This window comes from Amycolatopsis sp. NPDC114503 (assembly GCF_055633655.1).
The window spans coordinates 391655-410940 of sequence record NZ_JBVKDT010000002.1 but is presented as its reverse complement, the minus strand read 5'-3'; the positions used below and the strand labels follow the sequence as shown (position 1 = coordinate 410940).

At 68.5% G+C, this 19286-nt stretch carries 14 protein-coding genes; 9 read left to right on the top strand and 5 right to left on the bottom strand.

Features of this window, described 5'->3' with window-relative positions; translation table 11 throughout:
• The first annotated feature begins 349 nt into the window (after positions 1 to 349).
• Genes ACZ7OI_RS09730 through ACZ7OI_RS09710 form a run of 5 tightly spaced genes read left to right on the top strand, consistent with a single transcriptional unit; the run spans position 350 to position 6195 of the window.
• A complete protein-coding gene (locus ACZ7OI_RS09730) occupies positions 350 to 1351 on the top strand; it encodes an ABC transporter permease (protein ID WP_470263758.1) in 1002 nt (333 codons plus the stop codon).
• A 26-nt stretch (positions 1352 to 1377) separates the two neighbouring features.
• Positions 1378 to 3099 (top strand): ABC transporter substrate-binding protein, encoded by a 1722-nt coding sequence (locus ACZ7OI_RS09725; RefSeq protein WP_470263757.1) that lies wholly within the window; start codon positions 1378 to 1380, stop codon positions 3097 to 3099.
• 58 nt (positions 3100 to 3157) lie between these two features.
• Positions 3158 to 4186: an ABC transporter permease gene (locus ACZ7OI_RS09720; RefSeq protein ID WP_470263756.1), complete on the top strand. Its 1029-nt coding sequence runs from the start codon at positions 3158 to 3160 to the stop codon at positions 4184 to 4186.
• A 6-nt stretch (positions 4187 to 4192) separates the two neighbouring features.
• Entirely contained in the window at positions 4193 to 5191 is a 999-nt protein-coding gene (locus ACZ7OI_RS09715; RefSeq protein WP_470263755.1) for an ABC transporter ATP-binding protein, read from the top strand.
• Positions 5188 to 6195, top strand: coding sequence for an ABC transporter ATP-binding protein (locus tag ACZ7OI_RS09710; protein ID WP_470263754.1), 1008 nt, complete (start codon positions 5188 to 5190; stop codon positions 6193 to 6195). Before ACZ7OI_RS09715 ends, ACZ7OI_RS09710 begins: the two co-directional genes overlap by 4 nt.
• Before the next feature lie 43 nt (positions 6196 to 6238).
• On the opposite strand, the gene ACZ7OI_RS09705 is transcribed toward ACZ7OI_RS09710, so the two are convergent.
• On the bottom strand, positions 6239 to 6472 hold the full coding sequence (locus tag ACZ7OI_RS09705; RefSeq protein WP_244223705.1) for a hypothetical protein: 234 nt from the start codon (positions 6470 to 6472) through the stop codon (positions 6239 to 6241).
• Between the two features lie 194 nt (positions 6473 to 6666).
• On the opposite strand from ACZ7OI_RS09705, the gene ACZ7OI_RS09700 reads away from it, so the two are divergent.
• On the top strand, positions 6667 to 7668 hold the full coding sequence (locus ACZ7OI_RS09700) for an alpha/beta fold hydrolase (protein WP_470263753.1): 1002 nt from the start codon (positions 6667 to 6669) through the stop codon (positions 7666 to 7668).
• A gap of 95 nt (positions 7669 to 7763) precedes the next feature.
• Here ACZ7OI_RS09700 and ACZ7OI_RS09695 read toward each other — a convergent pair whose 3' ends face one another.
• Positions 7764 to 8606: an 8-oxoguanine DNA glycosylase OGG fold protein gene (locus ACZ7OI_RS09695; RefSeq protein ID WP_470263752.1), complete on the bottom strand. Its 843-nt coding sequence runs from the start codon at positions 8604 to 8606 to the stop codon at positions 7764 to 7766.
• 236 nt (positions 8607 to 8842) lie between these two features.
• On the opposite strand from ACZ7OI_RS09695, the gene ACZ7OI_RS09690 reads away from it, so the two are divergent.
• Genes ACZ7OI_RS09690 through ACZ7OI_RS09680 form a run of 3 tightly spaced genes read left to right on the top strand, consistent with a single transcriptional unit; the run spans position 8843 to position 14403 of the window.
• On the top strand, positions 8843 to 10690 hold the full coding sequence (locus ACZ7OI_RS09690; RefSeq protein ID WP_470263751.1) for an alpha-L-fucosidase: 1848 nt from the start codon (positions 8843 to 8845) through the stop codon (positions 10688 to 10690).
• A gap of 9 nt (positions 10691 to 10699) precedes the next feature.
• Positions 10700 to 12562: a beta-N-acetylglucosaminidase domain-containing protein gene (locus ACZ7OI_RS09685; RefSeq protein WP_470263750.1), complete on the top strand. Its 1863-nt coding sequence runs from the start codon at positions 10700 to 10702 to the stop codon at positions 12560 to 12562.
• A gap of 11 nt (positions 12563 to 12573) precedes the next feature.
• Entirely contained in the window at positions 12574 to 14403 is a 1830-nt protein-coding gene (locus ACZ7OI_RS09680; RefSeq protein ID WP_470263749.1) for a glycoside hydrolase family 35 protein, read from the top strand.
• 236 nt (positions 14404 to 14639) lie between these two features.
• Here the strand turns inward: ACZ7OI_RS09680 and ACZ7OI_RS09675 are convergent, their stop codons facing one another.
• From ACZ7OI_RS09675 to ACZ7OI_RS09665, 3 genes are read right to left on the bottom strand one after another with little or no spacing between them, the layout of a single operon-like run.
• On the bottom strand, positions 14640 to 16028 hold the full coding sequence (locus tag ACZ7OI_RS09675) for an NAD(P)/FAD-dependent oxidoreductase (RefSeq protein WP_470263748.1): 1389 nt from the start codon (positions 16026 to 16028) through the stop codon (positions 14640 to 14642).
• Positions 16021 to 17925, bottom strand: a complete 1905-nt coding sequence (locus tag ACZ7OI_RS09670; protein WP_470263747.1) for a LodA/GoxA family CTQ-dependent oxidase — start codon at positions 17923 to 17925, stop codon at positions 16021 to 16023. The genes ACZ7OI_RS09675 and ACZ7OI_RS09670 overlap by 8 nt, the downstream gene beginning before the upstream one ends.
• Positions 17918 to 19144: a ferritin-like domain-containing protein gene (locus ACZ7OI_RS09665; protein WP_470263746.1), complete on the bottom strand. Its 1227-nt coding sequence runs from the start codon at positions 19142 to 19144 to the stop codon at positions 17918 to 17920. Before ACZ7OI_RS09665 ends, ACZ7OI_RS09670 begins: the two co-directional genes overlap by 8 nt.
• Positions 19145 to 19286 lie beyond the last annotated feature (142 nt).

The window sequence follows — 19286 nt, the reverse complement described above, 5'->3', positions numbered from 1 at the left end:
ACTCGGGCGCGAAGGCGACGGCCGGAAACCCGGTTCCGGCCCACCGCGCCCACCGCATTCCCAGCGTGCGCGGCGGCGTTGCCGGTGCATCTCGCCGCACTGTCCTTTTCGGACGCCATAGTCCGGCTCCCGGCATCTCCGGCGATCGAGTGGCCGCGCGCCTCCTTCTCGGCCGACGCTTCGAAACTCTTATTTGGTAGGCCGCACGTCGCCCCGGCGACGTGCGGCCATTTCGCGCTGCGCCAAGAAGTACACAGCACGGCAACAATCCTCGAAGACACTCTTGTGATCTTGGGCGAGCACTTGGTATACCAAACGCCATCGTTTCGCTCTCGCTGAGGAGAACCCCGTGCAAGGTGTCGACACGGCCGCCGCCGCGCCCGCTCCGGTCGCGGCTGTCCGCACCGGCCGCACCCTCGTGGGCACGGCCTGGCTGCGGATCCGGCGCGGCCGCGTCGCGATGGCGGCGCTCGTCGCGGTGTGCCTGATCGTGCTGTTCGCGATCCTCGCCCCGGTGCTGACCGGCATCGAGGGCTCCGACCCGTTCGCCGCGCACACCGGCCCTGACTTCCTCGACGGCTTCACCACGCCCGGCCTGCCGCTGGACTACTACCGCTACCCGTCATCCGAGCACTGGCTGGGCCTCGAACCGGGACTCGGCCGGGACATCTTCGCGCGGATGGCTTACGGCGCGCGGGTTTCGCTGACCATCGCGCTGCTGGCCACCGTCGTCTCGGTCGTGCTGGGCACCGTGCTCGGCGCGGCGGCCGGCTACTTCGGCGGCAAGACCGACATGGTCATCAGCCGGATCATGGACCTGTTCCTCGCGTTCCCGCACCTGCTGCTGGTGCTGTCGCTGACGCCGATCCTGCAGTCCCGGCTGCGCGGCACCGCGCTCGATTCGGGCAGCCTGATCCCGATCTCCTCGCTGGTGATCATCCTCGGCTTCTTCGGCTGGGCGTACCTGGCACGGGTCGTGCGCGGCCAAGTGCTCTCGATCCGCGAGCAGGAGTACGTCGAGGCGGCGAAGGCGTTCGGCGCGAGCCGTCGCTCGATCATCCTGAAGCAGATCATCCCGAACGTGCTGGGCGTCGTGCTCGTGTACGCGACCATGCTGATCCCGATCAACATCACCGCCGAGGCCGCGTTGTCGTTCCTCGGCGTCGGCGTGAAAGACCCGACGCCGTCGTGGGGCCAGATGCTCAACGCGGCACAGGCGGGCAACTGGTATCTCTCCGACCCCTGGTTCCTGGCGGTGCCCGCGGGCGCGCTCGCGATCACGGTGCTGGCTTTCAACCTGCTCGGCGACGCTGTCCGGGACGCACTCGACCCCAAAGCGTCCCGTCGCTGATTTCCCTTCTGCATAAGGAGTATTTCGTGAAGAAGAGCACCACTGCGGCGGGAGTGCTGGCGCTCGCCGCCGGGCTCGCCCTCACCGCGTGCGGCGGCCCGAAACCCGCCGCGGGCGCGGGCAACGGGCAGCAGGACGTGACCAAACGCGCCGCCGTCAAGGTGGCTGAGGGCTCGAGCGCCAAGGGCGGCGACATCCACGTCCTGATGTCGTCGGACTTCCAGACTCTTGACCCGGGCAACAGCAACTACGTCCAGACCGCCAACGTGGGCCAGCTGTACTACCGCACGCTGACCATGGCGAAGGAGACCTCCGGCAAGCCGCCGACGATCGTGCCCGACCTGGCGACGGACCTCGGCAAAGCGTCGGCGGACGGCCTGACCTGGACCTACACCCTGCGCCAGGGCCTGAAGTACGAGGACGGCGCGCCGATCACCGCGCAGGACGTCAAGTACGGCGTCGAGCGCACCTACGCCCGCGACGTCTACACCCAGGCTCCGCAGGAACTCGACTCCGCGCTGACCGACGACGGCTACAAAGGCCCGTACAAGGGCGGAGACTTCAAGGCCATCGACACTCCGGACGAGCACACGGTCGTCTTCCACCTGAAGCAGCCGTTCGCCGAGTTCCCGGCGCTGGTGTCGCGGTCGAACACCGCGCCGGTGCCGCAGGCGAAGGACACCAAGCTCGACTACACCAACCATCCGGTGTCGAGCGGTCCGTACAAGATCGCGTCCTACGACCGCGGCCGCAGCCTGAAACTGGTCCGCAACCCGAACTGGGACGCGGCGACCGACCCGAATCGCCCGGCGCTGCCCGACACCTTCACCTTCACGTTGTCGACCGCGCAGGCGACGATCAGCCAGCAGCTGCTGTCGAACGCGGACCCGACCGCGCTCACCTTGGACACCCAGGGCGCGCTGCAGCCGTCGGACATCGCGAAACTGTCCGCCGCGGACATCTCCCAGCGCACCGCCGCCGGTCTGCTCGGTTGCACTGACGTGCTGAACTTCAACACGACGACCATCACCGACCCGGACGTCCGCAAGGCGTTCGCGTTGGCGCTGGACCGCAACGCGATCCTGCTGCAGTACGGCGGCGAGCGGTTCGGCAATATCCCGCAGTCGTATATCAACGACGCGCAGAAGGGATATGTCGAGCAGCACACCGCACTGGACCCGAAGGGCCAGCCGAAGCTCGACGAGGCGAAGAAGCTGTTGCAGGGCAAGAACTATCCCAAGTCGCTGGTGTACGGCTACGCCGAGGCGTCCTCGAAGTACAAGGGCGTCGGCACCGTCCTGCAGCAGAACCTGAAGGCGCTGGGTGTCGACGTGCAGCTGCGCCCGATCCCGACCGCCAACTACTACACCGTGCTCGCCGGCGACCAGATGCCCGACATCGCGCGCTCCGGCTGGTGCGGCGGCGCGGACAGCGCGTCGGTGCGCTTCACGGTCGACCCGAACATCGGCCCGAGCCTCGACGGCAAGACGTACGGCTTCTCGAACATCCCGCGGTACTACGACGCCAAGCTGTCGGGCGACCTGTACCAGCTGCGCGGGCAGAACGGGTCCGCCGAGGAACTCGGCCGCAAGTGGGCCACCGCGATGGACCAGATCATGCAGCAGTACCCGCTCGTGCCGCTGGTGCGCAACTACACCTACAGCGTGGTCGGTTCGAAGGTGCGCAACGCGCAGGTCGGCTACTTCTTCGGGTCGATCGACCTGTCGGCCGTCGGCGTCGGGCAGTAGCACCCCAGCGAGTACCTCGGCAGCACTCGAGCAGGAGAGAGGATTCCCCGGCGATGCGGTGTCCACAGTGGACCAGGCGGGTGCGGACGTGACCGGATTCCTGGCGCGGCGCGTGGCCGCGATGATCGTCCTGCTGGTCGTGATCAGCTTCGTCACGTTCGCGCTGTTCCAGATCGGCCCGGCCGACCCGGCTGCCGCCGCGTGCGGGCAGGAGTGCACGCCGGAGCGGATCGACCAGGCCCGGATCGCGCTGGGCATGGACAAGCCGTTCTTCGTGCAGTACCTGGATTACCTGTCCGGTTTCGTGCACAGCCGGATGATCGGCGCTCCCGGCGCGTTGACGGTGTGCGCGTGGCCGTGCCTCGGAAAGTCTTTCCAGACCAACGAAGCGGTGACCGACGTGCTCGCCCGCGCGCTGCCGTACACAGTGTCGATCGCGGTCGGCGCGGTTCTGTTGTGGACGGTCGCCGGGGTGTCGCTGGGTCTCCTCGCGGCGCTGCGCAAAGGGCGGGCCGCCGACAAGCTGATCGTCGGCGCCGCCTCGGGCGGGGTGTCGCTGCCGATCCCGGTGACGGGGTTGTTGCTGCTGCTCGTGTTCGTGAGCACGCTGCACCTGCTTCCGTTCACCAGCAACGAGATCTCGTCGCCGTTCGGCCCGGCCGGACCGCTCGGCTGGTTCGGCAACTACCTGCTGCCGTGGGTGGCGCTGGCGCTGCTGTTCAGCGCGCAGTACATCCGCGTCACCCGGACCGCGATGCTGGAGACCTTCGGCGAGGACTTCATGCGCACAGCCAGGGCGATGGGGCTGCCGCGCCGGCGCGTCGTGTTCAAGCACGGCGTGCGGGCGGGCATCACCCCGATCGTCACGATGCTCGGCCTCGACATCGGCAGCCTGCTGGGCGGCGCGGTGCTGACCGAGCAGATCTTCTCCGTGCCGGGCGTCGGATTCACCGCGGTGCACGCGGCGCAGTCCGGCGATCTGCCGGTGACGATGGCTATCACCATGATGGCCGCGTTCTTCATCATCGTGGCCAACGTGGTCGTCGACCTGTGCTACGCGGTGATCGACCCCCGAGTGAGAGTCTGAGGGCACGTGTCTGCAACCGAAACGCCGCCGCTGCTGGCGGTCCGCGACCTGCGCGTCAGCTTCCCGACCGACGACGGCGTGGTGCACGCGGTCAACGGGATGGACCTGACGCTGGGCAAGGGCGAGACGATCGGGCTGGTCGGGGAGTCGGGGTCCGGCAAGACCGTGACCAGCCAGGCGCTGCTGGGCCTGTTCAAGGGGACTCCGGCGAAGGTGACCGGGGAGATCCTGCTCGACGGGACCGACCTCAACGCTCTCTCCGAACCCGCGATGCTGGCCTACCGGGGCAAGAGGATCTCGATGATCTTCCAAGATCCGCTGTCGGCGATGCATCCGTTCTATCCGGTCGGCTCGCAGATCGCCGAGGTGTACCGGACGCACAACCGCGTGTCGCGCAAGGCCGCGGCCGAGGTCGCCGTCGACATGCTGGGGCGGGTCGGCATCCCCGACCCGCGCCGTCGTGCGGCCGGCTACCCGCACGAGTTCTCCGGCGGGATGCGGCAGCGGGCGATGATCGCCATGGCGCTGGTGTGCGAGCCGGAGCTGCTCGTCGCGGACGAGCCGACCACGGCGCTGGACGTGACCGTGCAGGCGCAGATCCTGGACCTGATCGGCGAACTGCAGGCCGAGACCGGCGCCGCGGTGATCATGGTGACGCACGATCTCGGTGTGGTGGCACAGGTATGCCACCGCGTCGCGGTGATGTACGGCGGGATGTGCATGGAAGTCGCGTCCGTCGGCGACCTCTTCGCCGAGCCGGGCCACCCTTACACCCAGGGGTTGCTGGCGTCGATGCCGTCGCTGGCCGAGGAAACCGGACGGCTGCGGCCGATCCCCGGCTTCCCGCCCGCGCTGCTCGAGCTCCCCGCGGGGTGCCTGTTCGCGGACCGGTGCCCGCAAGCGTCTTCGGTCGCCGACGACCGGTGCCGTACCGAGGTGCCGTCGCTGTCCGGCTCCGGACATCTGTCGCGGTGCCATCTCGGTCGGCTCGGGGAGGCGGCGTGACCGAGCTGCTGGAGGTCCGCGACCTCGTGAAGCATTTCCCGGTGCGCTCCGGGCTGTTCCGTTCGGCGGGCGCGCTGAAGGCCGTGGACGGGATCAGCTTCTCGATCGGGGTCGGGCAGACGCTCGGCCTGGTCGGCGAATCAGGCTGCGGCAAGTCCACGACCGGCAGGCTCGTGATGCGCCTGCTGGACCCGACGTCGGGCAGCATCCGGCTGGCCGGGGAGGAAATCGGGACCCTGCGCGGGGCTGCTCTGCAGGAATACCGGCGACGAGTGCAGATCGTCTTCCAGAACCCGGCCTCCGCGCTGAACCCGCGCCAGTCCGTGGGCGCCGCGATCGCCGCGCCGATGCTCGCGCAGGGCATCGCGCCGCCCGGCGGGGTGAAGGCGCGGGTGCGGGACCTGATGGACCGGGTGGGCCTGCGGCCGGACCACTACAACCGGTTCCCGCACGAGTTCTCCGGCGGGCAGAAGCAGCGGGTGGGCATCGCGCGTGCGCTGGCGCTGGATCCGCGGCTGATCGTCTGTGACGAGCCGGTGTCCGCTTTGGACGTTTCGGTGCAGGCTCAGGTGATCAACCTGCTGCAGGACATCCAGCAGGAGACCGGGGTGGCGTATCTGTTCATCTCGCACGACCTGTCCGTGGTGCGCCACTTCGCGGACCAGGTGGCGGTGATGTACCTGGGGCACATGGCGGAACACGGCCCGACTTCGGACGTTTTCGCGGCTCCTCGGCATCCGTACACGCGGGCGCTGCTGTCGGCCGTGCCTTCTCCGTCGCCGGGCGCGGACCGCTCTGGTCGGATCCGGCTGGCCGGCGACTTGCCGAGCCCCTCGGACCCGCCGAGCGGCTGTGTCTTCCGGACCCGGTGCCCGGTCTATGCGGGGCTGGGGGAGGAGCAGCAGCGGTTGTGCCGGGAAGAAGTGCCCGCTCCCGCATCGGGCGCGGCTTGCCACCACGTGGAGGCGGCGAGCGCGGTTTTGGCTTCGGTTTCGTCCGGCTGAGGTGGTTTCCCCGGCCTTTCCGGCCGGGGAAACCCTTTCCGGCTCAGTTCGTGTGCGAGATTTCGATGTAGTGCTTGCCGTTCATGGGAATGCACTCGGCGCCGTCGACCGTCGGGTCCGGCGGCAGCGCGCGCAGGGCATGGACGCAATCGTCCGGGGTTTCATACGGCCCTTTGTACTCGAGGTGGCTGGCGAACGCGGTGCCGCTGAGCAGCAGAGAACCGCCGGTGGCGGCGACGCAGACGGCAGCGGTGGCCCAGAATTTCCGCATGGTCATTTCGAGCAATCCCTCCGGTTGCGGCGATCGTGCCGACCGCCCTCAGCACCATCCCTACCCGCCCGGATGTGCGCCGAACCGGTTCTTGCCTGTTCGGCTAAAAGGAATTGATCGAACGGGCACCGGACGCAACCCCTTGCCGGAACGGCAAGTTTCCGTGCCATCGCCGGGGCGGCCTGGCGAAACTGGGCCGCATGATCACCGCATCCCGGCTGGTGCCTCGCTCTGTCGCGGCGCTTGCTCTGTCCCTTGTGCTCACGATCGGCACCGTCGGCTGTTCCGCGCCGCCCGCCGCCGCTCCCTATGCCGTCGCCACCCAGAACGACCCCGCGTTCCAGGGCGCCTTCCGGCACGAATTCGCCGACGTCGACGGCGTCCGCATGCACTACGTCACCGGCGGGAGCGGAAGCCCGGTCGTCCTGATCCACGGCTGGCCGCAGACCTGGTACGGCTGGTGGCCGGTCATGCCCGCGCTCGCGAAGCACCACACCGTCTACGCGATCGACCTTCCCGGGCTGGGCGACAGCACCGGCACGCCGAGCGGATACGACAAAGCCACGCTGGCGCGGTACGTGCACACCCTGATCGCCGAGCGGCTGAAGATCCGGGACGCCGCCGTCATCGGGCACGATTTCGGTGCTGCGGTGGCATTCCAGTACGCGAGTCAATTCCCCGGCGACACTTCCCGGCTCGGCTATTTCGATCTGCCGCTGCCTGGTCCCGCGATCAATGCGGCTGCTTATCGGACGTTGAGCTGGCACATCGCCTTCCATTCCCAGCGCCGGGTTCCCGAGGCGGTGGTCGGGGATGATGTCCGGGAGTATCTCTCGCTGTTCTATCCGCAGGTTTCCTTTGGCGGGACAGCATTCGGCGGCACCTCCGAGAAGTCTCCGTTCACCGACGCCGAAGTCAATGAGTACACGCGGACCTATAGCCAGCCCGCGGTCCTGTCCGGTGGCTTTGAGCTCTACCGGGCGCTGGACAAGGACGTCCGCGACACGGTCGCCGCGGCACCGGTGAAGGTGCCGACGTTGCTTCTGACCGCCCAAGGCCAGCTCGACGCCATCCGGGCGACCGTGGCTCCGCGAGTGACCGACATCGTCCAGGCGGCGGATGTGCCGCATGCGGGGCATTGGCTGGTCGAGGAGAATCCGCAGTTCGTGAGCGGGGAGTTGGAGCGCTTCTTGAGCCGTTGACCGCGGTTTGTCGGCTGAGGTTCGATCGGGTCTCTGAGCGTGTCGCTGTCGCGGGCGTGCCCGAGGTGGCCGTTTCAGCTCCCCCGCGTGAGATCTCAACCGGTCCAGCCCTGCCGGATGATGCGTTCCAGTGCGTCCAGATGCGGCCGGGCCTCCTGCGCAGCCGCAGCATCGGCCGTGTCGAACACCCGCTCCAGTTCGAGGAGCGAGGCTTGTGCCCGCTGCTCCGGCGAAACCGATCCGCCCGCCCACGATTCGCTCCACTGGCCGGACCCCTCGCGGCTGACCGCGGACCGGAAGATCAGCTCTTCCACAGTGTCCGTGGTCAGCCCGAGTTCAGCCGCCCAGGACGTCAGCAACCCGACATACCTTTCGTAGACCGCGGGCCGCCACTCGTCGATCATCAGGTGCAGGCCGGTGTGCGTCGCCAGCCAGCGGCGGACTACGGCGTCCAGGATCGGGGCCCTGTCCGGGGAATGAGCGGCGGTGACGAACCGCAGGTACTTGGTGCCGAAGGCGACGCCAAGGTAGCGCAGCGGCTTCTCCGACAGGTCGCGGAACGCCGCCAATCCGCCGTGCTCACGCGCGACGGCAGCCGCCTCCGCCAGCCGATCGAGCGCGTGCGGGTTTTCGGTCAGCACGCGGGCGGTGCGCCAAGGGCCGTAGCCGACGCGTCCGTATCCCCAGATCATCGCGGCCAGGAACGCCCGTTCAGCACCCTCCGGAGTCATCGCGTGCGCCGCGTGGCGGGTGGCTTCGGCTCGGTCGATGCGGTCGGGCAGAGCGTCGAGGAACGCGCGGTGGCTCGGGAAATGCCTGCGCCAGGCCTCCCGGGACCAGCGGATCGGCGGCTGGTCCGGCGCGCCCTGCTCCCTCCAGCGGTTGATGGTGCTGGTCAGTGCCGCCGGAACTGAGATCTCACCCGAAGCTGCTGCCATACCTTCTCCCTTGTCTAGGTGACCGTGGTACTACACGGAGATCCATCAGATCACTGGGCCTTCGTTGCAGCCGCCGCCGAGATCCAGGCAGAGGGCTTGGAACAGCGCTGATCCAAGCCTCGACGCCTGGGTGAAAGCTGGACCGCCTCCGCCGATCAGGTCTAGACATCCGATGGATGCCCGACTTACGCTCCCCGCCGTCACTGTTCGGTCACGGATCCGACAGGAGGACCGCCGTGTCGATTCCCGCGAGCCTGGCGCTTGCCGCGGTACTGGCGGCCGGGGGAACGGCCGCTCCCGCCGCCGCGGACCCCGCTGGCTGCCACGGACCGGTCCGCCCGGCGGCGATCCAGGCCGTGCAGTCGTGCGACGGCATGGACCGGATCCTCGCCAAGGCCGCCGCGACCGTGCCGCGCGCCGGGCAGGTCGCCTGGCAGCAGCGGCCGGTCACCGCATTCACGCATTTCGGCATGAACACCTTCACCGACCGGGAATGGGGCTCAGGCGCGGAAAAGGAGTCGACGTTCGCGCCGCCCGCAGTCGACACCGACCAGTGGATGCGGTCGATGAAGGCGGCCGGCGTCACGCAGGTGATGCTGACCGCGAAGCATCACGACGGTTTCGTCCTCTACCCGACGCGCTACACGAACCACTCCGTCGTCGCGAGCCCGTGGTGGGTCACGCCCGGGTGCGCCGACGACGCGGTGGCAAAGGCCCGTGCGTCCGCGCAGGGCAGCCGGGCGCAGGATCCGTCCGCGTATTGGCAGGTCCGTGCCTCCGGATGCGCGAATCCGAGAGGGGACATTCTGCGCGATTACGTTGATTCAGCGCGGAAAGCCGGGCTGAAAGTCGGCGTGTACCTGTCGCCAGCCGACGGTGCCGAGTTGCCCGCGCAGTTCTTCGCTGACCAGGTGAAGCGGGTCGAGGCGAAGGTGGCCGCAGGGCAGCCGTTGAGCATCGAGGAGCAGGCGACCTACGACGACCGGGCGAATACGCCTGCTGGCCAGGGTCGATACGGCACCGGCAGCGCGGCGAAGGTCCGCACGATCCCGTCGCTGGTCCCGAACGACGACCGGGCGGCGGCGCTCGCGGCCGGAAAACTGCCGAAGTTCACGGTCTCCGAGGACGATTACAATACCTACTACCTGAATCAGATATACGAGTTGTTCACGCAGTACGGTCCCATCGACGAGCTGTGGCTGGACGGGGCGAATCCCTGGCGGGGCAACGGAATCAGCGAGAACTACGACTTCACGACCTGGTTCCGGACGATTCACGCGTTGTCGCCGGACACGGTCACGTTCGCCGGACCGGCGGGCGTCCGCTGGGTCGGCAACGAGCAAGGCCAGGCCCGCCAGACGGAATGGAGTTCCCTGCCTGCCACCGGCGATCCGAACACCGCGCACAACGAGGAGTTGTTCGTCGGCGGTGCGGAGGGCGCCGACCTCGGTTCGCGGCAGGTGCTCGCCGACCCGTCCGTGCGGTACCTGGAATGGGCGCCGGCCGAAGCTGACGTATCAATCCGGCCGGGCTGGTTCTACCACCCGGACGAACAGCCGAAGACGCCCGCGCAACTCGTCGATCTCTATCGCGCCTCGGTGGGACGCAACGCCTCGCTGCTGCTGAACGTTCCGCCAGGACCGGACGGCCGCGTCGCTCCGGCGGACAGTGCGGCGTTGGCGTCGTTCGGGCAGGCGATCGCGAGGACGCAGGCGCAGAACCTTGCCGCCGGTGCGCGGGGCCTGAACGCGGTCACGGATTCCTCGCTCACCACGTCGTGGTCGCCGCCGCGCGGTGCGCTCGCCGGGACGATGGACGTCGTGCTGCCTTCGGAGGTCGCCTTCGACCAGATCCGGCTGGGGGAGGACATCACCCGCGGTCAGCACGTCGAAGGCGCGACCGTGCAGGCCGAAGTGGACGGTTCCTGGCGCACAATCGCGACCGTCACCACGATCGGCGCCAACCGTCTCGTCACCCTTCCATCGCCGATCACTGCCCGGCACCTGCGCGTCGTCGTCACGCAGTCGCGGGCGACGCCGTATCTGGCTACCTTCGCGTTGTACCGCACTGTCCCCGCCGCCTGAGAGGAAGTCATGACTCTACGCCGCAGAGCCTGGCTCGCCGCTGTCGTCGCGACGAGTGTCCTCACCGTCGTCCAGCCGGCTGCCGCCAGGCCGGGCTCGGTGCCGGTCGTTTCCCCGACGCCGCAACAGATCACCCGCGCCGCCGCCGACGTGCCGTTGCCGTCCTCGGTGACGCTCGTAACGGACAGCACCACTGACGGTCCGGCCAAGGATCTCCTGATCTCCCTGCTGAAACAGCACGGGGTGAAGAAGATCGGCGCCGGCGGGTTCGTCGTCCGTCTCGCCAATGGCGGGGACGCGCCGACGCAGGCGGAGGGCTATTCGCTCGCCGTGCGGCGCGGCGGGGTGACGATCAACGGCCGTGACGGTGCCGGACAGTACTACGGCGTGCAGACCTTGCGGCAGCTGTTTGTCCGAAGTGGACACGGCTGGGCGGTGAGCGGTGTTGCGGTGCAGGACTGGCCGAACATGGCGCTGCGCGGGTCGATCGAAGGCTTCTACGGTCCACCGTGGACTAACGCCGACCGGGTTCGGCAGATCAAGTTCCTCGGCGAGACCAAGGCGAACACCTATATTTACAGCGCGAAAGACGACGCGTATCTGCGCGATCGGTGGCGGGATCCGTATCCGCAGCAGGAGCTGGAAGCGCTCGGCCAGCTCGTGCGCACGGCGAACGCGAACCACGTCGACTTCACCTACGCGTTGTCGCCCGGTGTGTCGATCTGCTTCTCGTCGCCGCAGGATGTCGCGGCGGTGAAAGCGAAATTCCAGGCTGTCTACGACCTCGGCGTGCGGTCGTTCTCGCTGCCGTTCGACGACATCTCGTACACCAAGTGGAACTGCGCTGGCGACCAGACGGCGTTCGGGGCTCCCGGGCAGGCTGCCGCGGGCAAGGCGCAGGTCTCGCTGCTCAATGAGATCACCAAGAATTTCGTCAAGAACCACGACGGTGTCCGTCCTTTGCAGACAGTGCCGACGGAATACAGCGACCTCAAGGATTCGCCGTACAAGACTCAGTTGCGGGAGAATCTCGACCCGTCGGTCGTCGTGCAATGGACCGGAACCGCGGTAGTGCCGCCGAGCGTGACGAACGACGAAGCCCAGCAGGTGTCCACAGTGTACGGACGGAAAGTGTTCCTCTGGGACAACTACCCGGTCAACGACTACGAGCAGTCGGCCGGACGGTTGCTGCTCGCGCCGTACGCGCATCGCGAAGCGGGACTGTCGAAATATCTCAACGGGATCGTCTCGAATCCGATGAACCAGGAAGCAGCCAGCGAGGTCGCCGAGTTCGGTGTCGCCGATTTCTCCTGGAACGACGCGGGATACTCGCCGGACCGGTCGTGGCCGCAGGCGTTGGCTCGGCTCGCGGGCGGCGACTCCCGTGCGACGGCGGCGCTGAAGGTGTTCGCGGACCTCGAACACCTGGCACCGGTCTTCGGGCCGACACCGTGGCAGCCGCAGGCACCGGTTCTCGCGGCTAAGGTGGCCGACTTCTGGCAACATTGGAACGCTGGCGATCGTCGTGCACTGGACAAGCTGCGTGCGTATGCTGAACAGATCCGTAACGCTCCCACGGTAATCCGGGCCGGACAGGTTCAGAGCGCTTTCGTCAGCGAGGCGGGTCCCTGGCTGGACGCGACCGCGTTGTGGGGCGACGCGATGGTGACCCGGCTGGACGCGCTCGCCGCAGCGACCCGCGGAGACGACGCCAAAGCCGAGCAACTGACGGCTGCCGCGGACGCGCTGGTCACGCGTGCGGAGGCAGTGAAGACGGGCGACAGCAACCGGTGGGGCGTGCGGCAGGCTCTTGTCGGCGACGGCGTGCTCGATGCGTTCCTCGTCCAGGTCCGCGCGGCGACGGTCGGCTGAGCGGAGGAGCGATGGACGTGAGCAGGAGGACCTTCCTAGGCGGCGCGGCCGCAGTCGCCGCGAGCACGGTGTTCGCCGAACCGGCGGGCGCGGCAGGCCGTCGCGGCCTGACCGTGTCCGGCGACCACTTCCTGTTGGACGGCAAGCCATTCCAGGTCGTGTCCGGCGCGATCCACTATTTCCGGCTGCGGCCGGACCAGTGGCACGACCGCCTGTCGCGGCTCAAAGCGCTCGGCCTCAACACCGTCGAAACCTATGTGGCCTGGAATTTCCACCAGCCGACGCCGGGCCGAGCCGATTTCCGCGGCCCTCGCGACCTCGCGGCGTTCATCCGCCTTGCCGGGGAACTAGGCTTCCAGGTCATCGTCCGCCCGAGTCCCTACATCTGCGCGGAATGGGAATTCGGCGGCCTTCCCGCTTGGCTGCTCGCGGACCGGAACATGGAACTGCGTTGCGCCGATCCGGCTTACCTCAAGGCTGTCGACGCGTGGTACGACCAGCTGATCCCGCAGCTCGCCCCGCTGGAAGCACAGCACGGCGGGCCGATCGTCGCCGTGCAGATCGAAAACGAATACGGCAGCTACGGCAATGACACGAGCTATCTCGCGCACTTGCGGGACAGCTTGCGTTCGCGCGGAATGACCAGCCTTCTTTTCGTCGCCGACGGTGCTTCCGAGTTCTTCATGCGCTTCGGCGAACTGCCGGGTACTTTGGAAGTCGGAACCGGCGACGGCGACCCGGCTCCGAGCATTGCCGCGCTCAAGGCCTTCCGCCCCGGAGCGCCGGTGATGATGGCCGAATACTGGGACGGCTGGTTCGACCACTGGGGCGAACCGCACCACACCACCGATCCGCAGCAAACTGCTGCTCACATCGACCAGCTGCTGGCGACTGGTGCGTCGGTGAACCTGTACATGGCTTGCGGCGGTACCAACTACGGCTTCACTGCTGGCGCCAACACGGCTGGTCTGCAATACCAGCCCACTGTGACCAGCTACGACTACGATTCCCCGGTCGGCGAGGCGGGCGACGTCGGCGCGAAGTTCACCGCGCTGCAGGCTGTGCTCACGAAATACACTAAGCAACCGGTCGTTCCGCCGCCCGCTCGATCGCCGCGCCTGCCCGCGCAAACCGTGAGTCCGTCCGAGTCAGTGTCCCTTTTGGACTCTCTGCCCGCACTGTCCACAGTGGCCCGGTCGGTGCAACCGGTATCCATGGAACGGCTGGGCCAGTCGACCGGCCTGATCCACTACCGCACGACCGTGCAGGGACCGCATTCCGGTCCGCTGAGCATTCACGGGCTGGCGGACCGGGCGCTGGTGTTTGTCGACGGTGTGCAGCTGGGTGTCCTGGACCGCAACCGTCCGGACGCGACGCTGAACCTGAAACTGACCCAACCGCGGACGCGCCTGGACATCCTGGTCGACGCCATGGGCCGGGTGAATTACGGGCCGTATCTGGCGGATCGCAAGGGCATCGACGGCTGGGTCGCGATGAACGCCCAGCAGAAACTGTTCGGATGGGAGATCCGGCCGCTGCCGCTGGACGACCTGTCCCGGCTGAGGTTCTCGCCCGGACCGCCTGGCGCCGGCCCGGCGTTCCATCGCGCGAGTGCTGTGGTCGCCGATCCGGCCGACGGTTTCGTGGCCCTGCCCGGCTGGGAGAAGGGGGTCGTGTGGCTGAACGGCTTCAATCTGGGCCGGTATTGGAAGATCGGGCCGCAGAAGACGCTCTATGCGCCGAAGTCGTTGTGGCGGAAGGGGAAGAATGAGCTGGTGGTGCTGGAGTTGCACCAGCCGGGGTCGGGGATCGAGATCCGTCCGGAGGCGGAGCTGGGCTGACGGCTGAGGGGTTGTGCGGCGGGCTTGGGCTGACCGCTGAAGGGTTGTGGGGCAGGCTCGGGCTGGCTGCTGAGGGGTTGTGGGGCGGTCTGGCTGCGGAGGGGTTGTGGGGCAGGCTCTGCCGACCGCTGAGAGGTCGCCCGGCAGGCTCCGGCTGGTCGCCGAGGGGCTGCCCGGCAAACCTCCGGCGGCGGGCCGGACCAGGCTCGCGTGACGCGGTGGCGACCGCGCCGTGGTCAGCGGAGGACGAGGTGTCGAGCGTCGGCGGCCCCCTCTCGGCGTCGGGTCCAAAATGGACTGTCCCATCGCTGCTCCGCCCGATAGACCTCGCGTCGTTGCCGAAGGTAGGCGTCGAACCGGCGGCGCAGCTGGCGCTGGTGCCGGAGCGAGTCGACGTGCCCGGCCGCGATCAGGTCCGCGACGGCCAGCCCGGACTCGATTGCCAGCGTGACTCCGGCGCTGCTGAGCGGATCGAGCGCCATCGCCGCGTCCCCGGCGGCCACCCAGCCCCGCCCGGCGCTCGGGGTGAGCAAGTGGGAGCGGGCGTCGCGGACGGTCAGGGACGGTTCGTCCGGCGGGACGTCGAGGTGGCGGGTTTCGCCGAGGGCCGTCAGCCAGCCTGCTGGCCTGGCCCAGCCTTCGCGGCGGACGAGGTCGGCGTCGGAAAGCAGGGCGAGCGTGAGCTGGTCGCCGGGTTGTGGGGAGGCGTACCACCAGCCGTTGTCCGCCGCTTCGAGGATGACGTGCCCGCGGGCGGCTGGATCCGGAACCGTTGCGGCGATGCCGACTAACCGGTCGGCGAAACAGCGTCGGGCCCCTTGCGCGGTGCTGAACGGGGCGCGGCGGCCGGTGGCGTCGACCACGACGTCGGCGGTCAGGCGGGTTTCGTGGCAGGTGAGCGACCAGCCCGTCGCGGTGCGGCGGGCGGAGGACCAGCGGTCCAGGAGCAAGACGGCTCCGGCGGCGACCGCGGCGGTGCGCAACATCCGGTCGAACCGGGTGCGGTCGAGGTGCCAGCCGGGGCCGAGCCCGTCGCGGAGGTAGTCGCGGTACTCGAGTTCGGGAGTTCCCCAGGCCGAGGCGGTGCCGAGCGAGCGCAGGTGGTCGCGGTCGAGGGCGGCGGTGCTGAGGCCGAGCCGGGCGAGGGCTCCGGCGATCGAGGGCGGGACGGATTCTCCGGGTGCGTGCGGGGCGCCGGGGCGGAAGGGTGGTCCGGCGATCGTGGGGGCTCCGGCGGCAAGGGGGGAACCGGTGCGGTCGAGGTCGAAGGGCGGCCGGGAGACCGTGGACGGTACGGATTTTCCGGACGCGCCCAGCGACCCGGTCCCGAACGACGTGCTGCGGGACGTATCGGTGGTTTCGCGATTGCCGAGCGGGCCGTTCGCAACAGGCCGAACGGAGGCGTCGGTCGCCGGGCAAAGTGATCCGGCTGCAGCAGGACCGAACTCGCTGGTCCGGTGGCGAACCCCCGCCCGCGAACCGTCGACGCAAACCGCCCCACCCGCCCACGAGGAACCGTCCGGGTCGATCAGCACGACTTCGCACCCAACCCGTCTCAACGCGATCGCAGCGCTCGACCCAGCCGGTCCCGCCCCCAGCACCGCCGCCTTGAAAACCCTAGGCATGCGGCTGGTTGTGGTCGTCGAGAACGTACCCGGGGCGAGGCAACGTCCGCCGTACCTCGATGAATTGCGGTTCCGGCGGCTGGGTGTCGTCGGACGGCCGGGGGCGGGTGTTGCGGGCGACGAAGCCGAGTTCGTGCCAGTGCTGGGCCATGCCCAGGTTGTCGGCGAAAGCCACATAGCCCTTCATCGTCTGGTCGCGGACCGTGCCTACCCAGCCGACGTGGTTCCAGTCGGCTGGGTCGGGCTTGTCGCGCCGGGCGTAGACGAACATCGGGCGGTGCGCCGGCCACCACCAGAGGTAGTGTTCGTCGACCCGAAGGACCGAGCAGGTGTTGAAATCCCCTTGCCACGGAACGGAAAGGTACTTCGTGACGTCGCCGGGTTCGAGTCCGCGCGCGGGGTCGGCGATCAGGCTCAGCCGGCCTGCTTCGACCGGCAGGTGCGGGACCGGGCGGAGCCGGAACGGCGCGGCGTAGACCGCCGGGACGCGGGAGAGCCACGACATCTCGATTCCGGGCGCGAACGGCGGGCCGCAGCAGTTGCCCAGTGCGGCTTCGGTCAGGTGGTGGCCGGGCCGGCGTTCCGCCGCGGAGCCGGGGTTCGGGGGCTGGTCGGCCGTCCGGAAATTGCCGTCGGCCCATTGGCCGAGCAGGAAGTACTGGGTCGCGGTGAGGGAGTGGAACTTCGCGGTCAGCTGGCTGTCGCCGGCGGCGTCTTCCCCGACGATGTAGGGCATCATCCGGTAGCCGGTTTTGGCCGAGGCAAGCGTGTTGGGAGCGGTGGGCGGGCGCAGGACCTCGAAAAGCCGCCTGCGGATCTGGTCGTAGCGCGGGTCTTTGGCGCCTAGCTGGGCCAGGTCGAAGGTGTGCACCTTGGGCGGGACCGCCACGACCCACGGGAGCACGACCGCGCGGCGCAGGATCGGTTCGATTTCCGTCGGGTAGTGCGGCTGGTACGTCTCCTGCCACTGGCCGTTGTCGTAGAGGTCCGGGCGAAGGCCGGTGAACCGGACGGCCATGTCGAAGATCGTGTCGTAGAGGGTGACCACGTTGACGATCTCCGGGGCGTACGCGGGCGGCGCGACGATCGCCCACGCCTTGTCGTCCAGGCGGATCTCCTGGTCCGAGCCGAGCACCGTGCCGTGCTGATCGAGCACGCGCACGACGATCGTCGCGGACACCGGGCCGTCGGAGACGTCGTCCCACCAGCCGTCGTTGTTGTCGTCGTCGGGGATGCTCGGCTCGGCGGCGGTGGAGTAGGAGATTCCTGAGCCGCCGAGGAGAAGAAGGCTGCCGTCGGGTTCGGCGGTGATCCGGCCGAGCGTGGTGATCCGCTGCCTCGCCGGATCCGGGCTGTCCGGCGGGAACGTGCTGCGGCCGTGGCCGTCGTTCCGGTCGAACTCGCCGATCCTGGCCCCGCGGCTGCTCACCGTGCGCGGGCCGGGGTCGATGATGAGCTTCTTGCGCGCCTCGCCCTGGACGTCCTCGTTGCGCAGCGGGTGCCCGGCCGGATAGCCGGTCTCGCCGATTCGGTCCTGGATCTGGTACCAGGAGGGCTTTTTGTTCGCCAGATGCGCTGTCCAGACGATGTCGACGATCGTCGCGGTGCTGCCGTCGGACAGCGGCAGCCGGGTGCCGATCGTGAGGGGTTCCTGGCGGTCGGCGGCGTAGAGGGCGAAGGTCGCGGCCTGTTTGCGGAGGCGGCCGTGCCGGTCCCGGAAGCCGGCCGGTTCGAAGGGCAGGTCGCCCGTGCTTTCGCGGGGCAGCCGGCCGATCCCGTCCGGCGGCAGGTAGTAGTCCTCGGTGCTGTCGCCCGGACCGGTGTTGCCGAGCCTCGCGACGCCGATCGCCGGGAAGATCGACACCGTGCGGCCGAGCTGGGCCGACGCTTCAGACATGGTCCGCCTCCGTGCTCGTCCCGGGCCGGTTCTCCTGGATCCGGCGCAGGGTGGCGGCGAGCGTCGGCGACCCGCCTTGGGCAAGATCCTCGACGAGCTGGTCGAGTTCCTGAGGTTTCCGGCGGTCTTTCACCGGGAGATAGCGGAAAGCCGGCCCGGCGGTCGGATCGTCGGAGGTGTGGCTTTCGGCGGCGATCGGGGTCTGCATCAGCTGCGCGGCGAGCGACGGAAGGCTCACCCGCATCGCGGGCACGACGCCGGTGAAGAAGAGATCCCGGTCGCCGCGCAGCGCTTTCTGCAGATCGTCGACCATCGCGCTGTAGGCGTGGTCGAACAGGTCGCTGAGCGCGGCGGCCGTCTGGTTTTCGTACTTCGCCTTGGCCGGATTGGCGATCATCGGATACGTCGGGGGCAGCGGGACGGTGCCGTCGGCTATCGCCTTGAACTTGAAGTAATGCGACATTTCCAGCGGAGTGCCCAATACCGGACCGTAGGTGCCGTCGGCGCGCGGGCCGTAGTACTCGTACTGGCCCCACGGCTCGCGGACCCGGTATTTCGGATCGTTCAGTTCGCCGCTCATGTCGGCGCCCTCGCCCTGTTCGACGATCTCGTTGACCGCCTTTTTCGCGGACGCGAGATCTTTCACGAGGACCACCGTTCCGCCGCTGTTGCCGAAGTTCCACTGTTCGCTTTGCCGGGAGACGTCGTAGGTGCGCCCGGGCGTGCGGTCGTATTCCTCGAGTTTCTTCAGGATCGCCGAGTACAGCTGGCCGATGGTCGAGAAATCCTCCTCCTGCGCGACCGCGTCCGGCTGGGCCGGCTGCTCGATCCGCATGAAGGTGCCGCGGAACAGCTCCGGCGACGCCGCCATCAGCTGCAGATACGGTCCGCCGTCCTCGGCGTCTTCCGAAAGGTAGGTGGGATAGCTCGGCGGAAACGGATGCGCCGCTCCTGCCTCGGCGACCAGGGTCGGTGTGCCGCCGACGGCATTGAGCAGATTCGCGGCCAGATTGAGGTGGAGCATTTCCTCGAGTGCGACTCCGCGCACGAATTGATAGGCCGGGGAAGCTTTGTCTTTGATCGAGTACATCGCGGTGAGGTAGGGCGGAATGGTGGCGAACTCCACTCGCAGGGCGATGTCCAGAAGTTCTCGAAGTGTCTTGCGGCGGGGCTGGGACGGAATGAGATAGCGATGTTCGGGCACGGTGACAGCGGTCATGCCGACTCCCTCGGAGGCTCGATTGCGCCAGTGGCTGTTCCGGGCAATTCCGCGCGACGGCGGCCCCCTGCCCGTGCTGGCGACACTAGCAGCGGCCGGATTGGCCTTCCAACGTCCGAACGGGCGCACTTCGGCATGGGGA

Coding starts and splice junctions, on each gene's coding strand:
- ACZ7OI_RS09705 (WP_244223705.1), bottom strand. CDS start 6,472: ATGACCATGCGGAAATTCTGGGCCACCGCTGCCGTCTGCGTCGCCGCC.
- ACZ7OI_RS09700 (WP_470263753.1), top strand. CDS start 6,667: ATGATCACCGCATCCCGGCTGGTGCCTCGCTCTGTCGCGGCGCTTGCT.
- ACZ7OI_RS09695 (WP_470263752.1), bottom strand. CDS start 8,606: ATGGCAGCAGCTTCGGGTGAGATCTCAGTTCCGGCGGCACTGACCAGC.
- ACZ7OI_RS09685 (WP_470263750.1), top strand. CDS start 10,700: ATGACTCTACGCCGCAGAGCCTGGCTCGCCGCTGTCGTCGCGACGAGT.
- ACZ7OI_RS09680 (WP_470263749.1), top strand. CDS start 12,574: ATGGACGTGAGCAGGAGGACCTTCCTAGGCGGCGCGGCCGCAGTCGCC.
- ACZ7OI_RS09675 (WP_470263748.1), bottom strand. CDS start 16,028: ATGCCTAGGGTTTTCAAGGCGGCGGTGCTGGGGGCGGGACCGGCTGGG.
- ACZ7OI_RS09670 (WP_470263747.1), bottom strand. CDS start 17,925: ATGTCTGAAGCGTCGGCCCAGCTCGGCCGCACGGTGTCGATCTTCCCG.
- ACZ7OI_RS09665 (WP_470263746.1), bottom strand. CDS start 19,144: ATGACCGCTGTCACCGTGCCCGAACATCGCTATCTCATTCCGTCCCAG.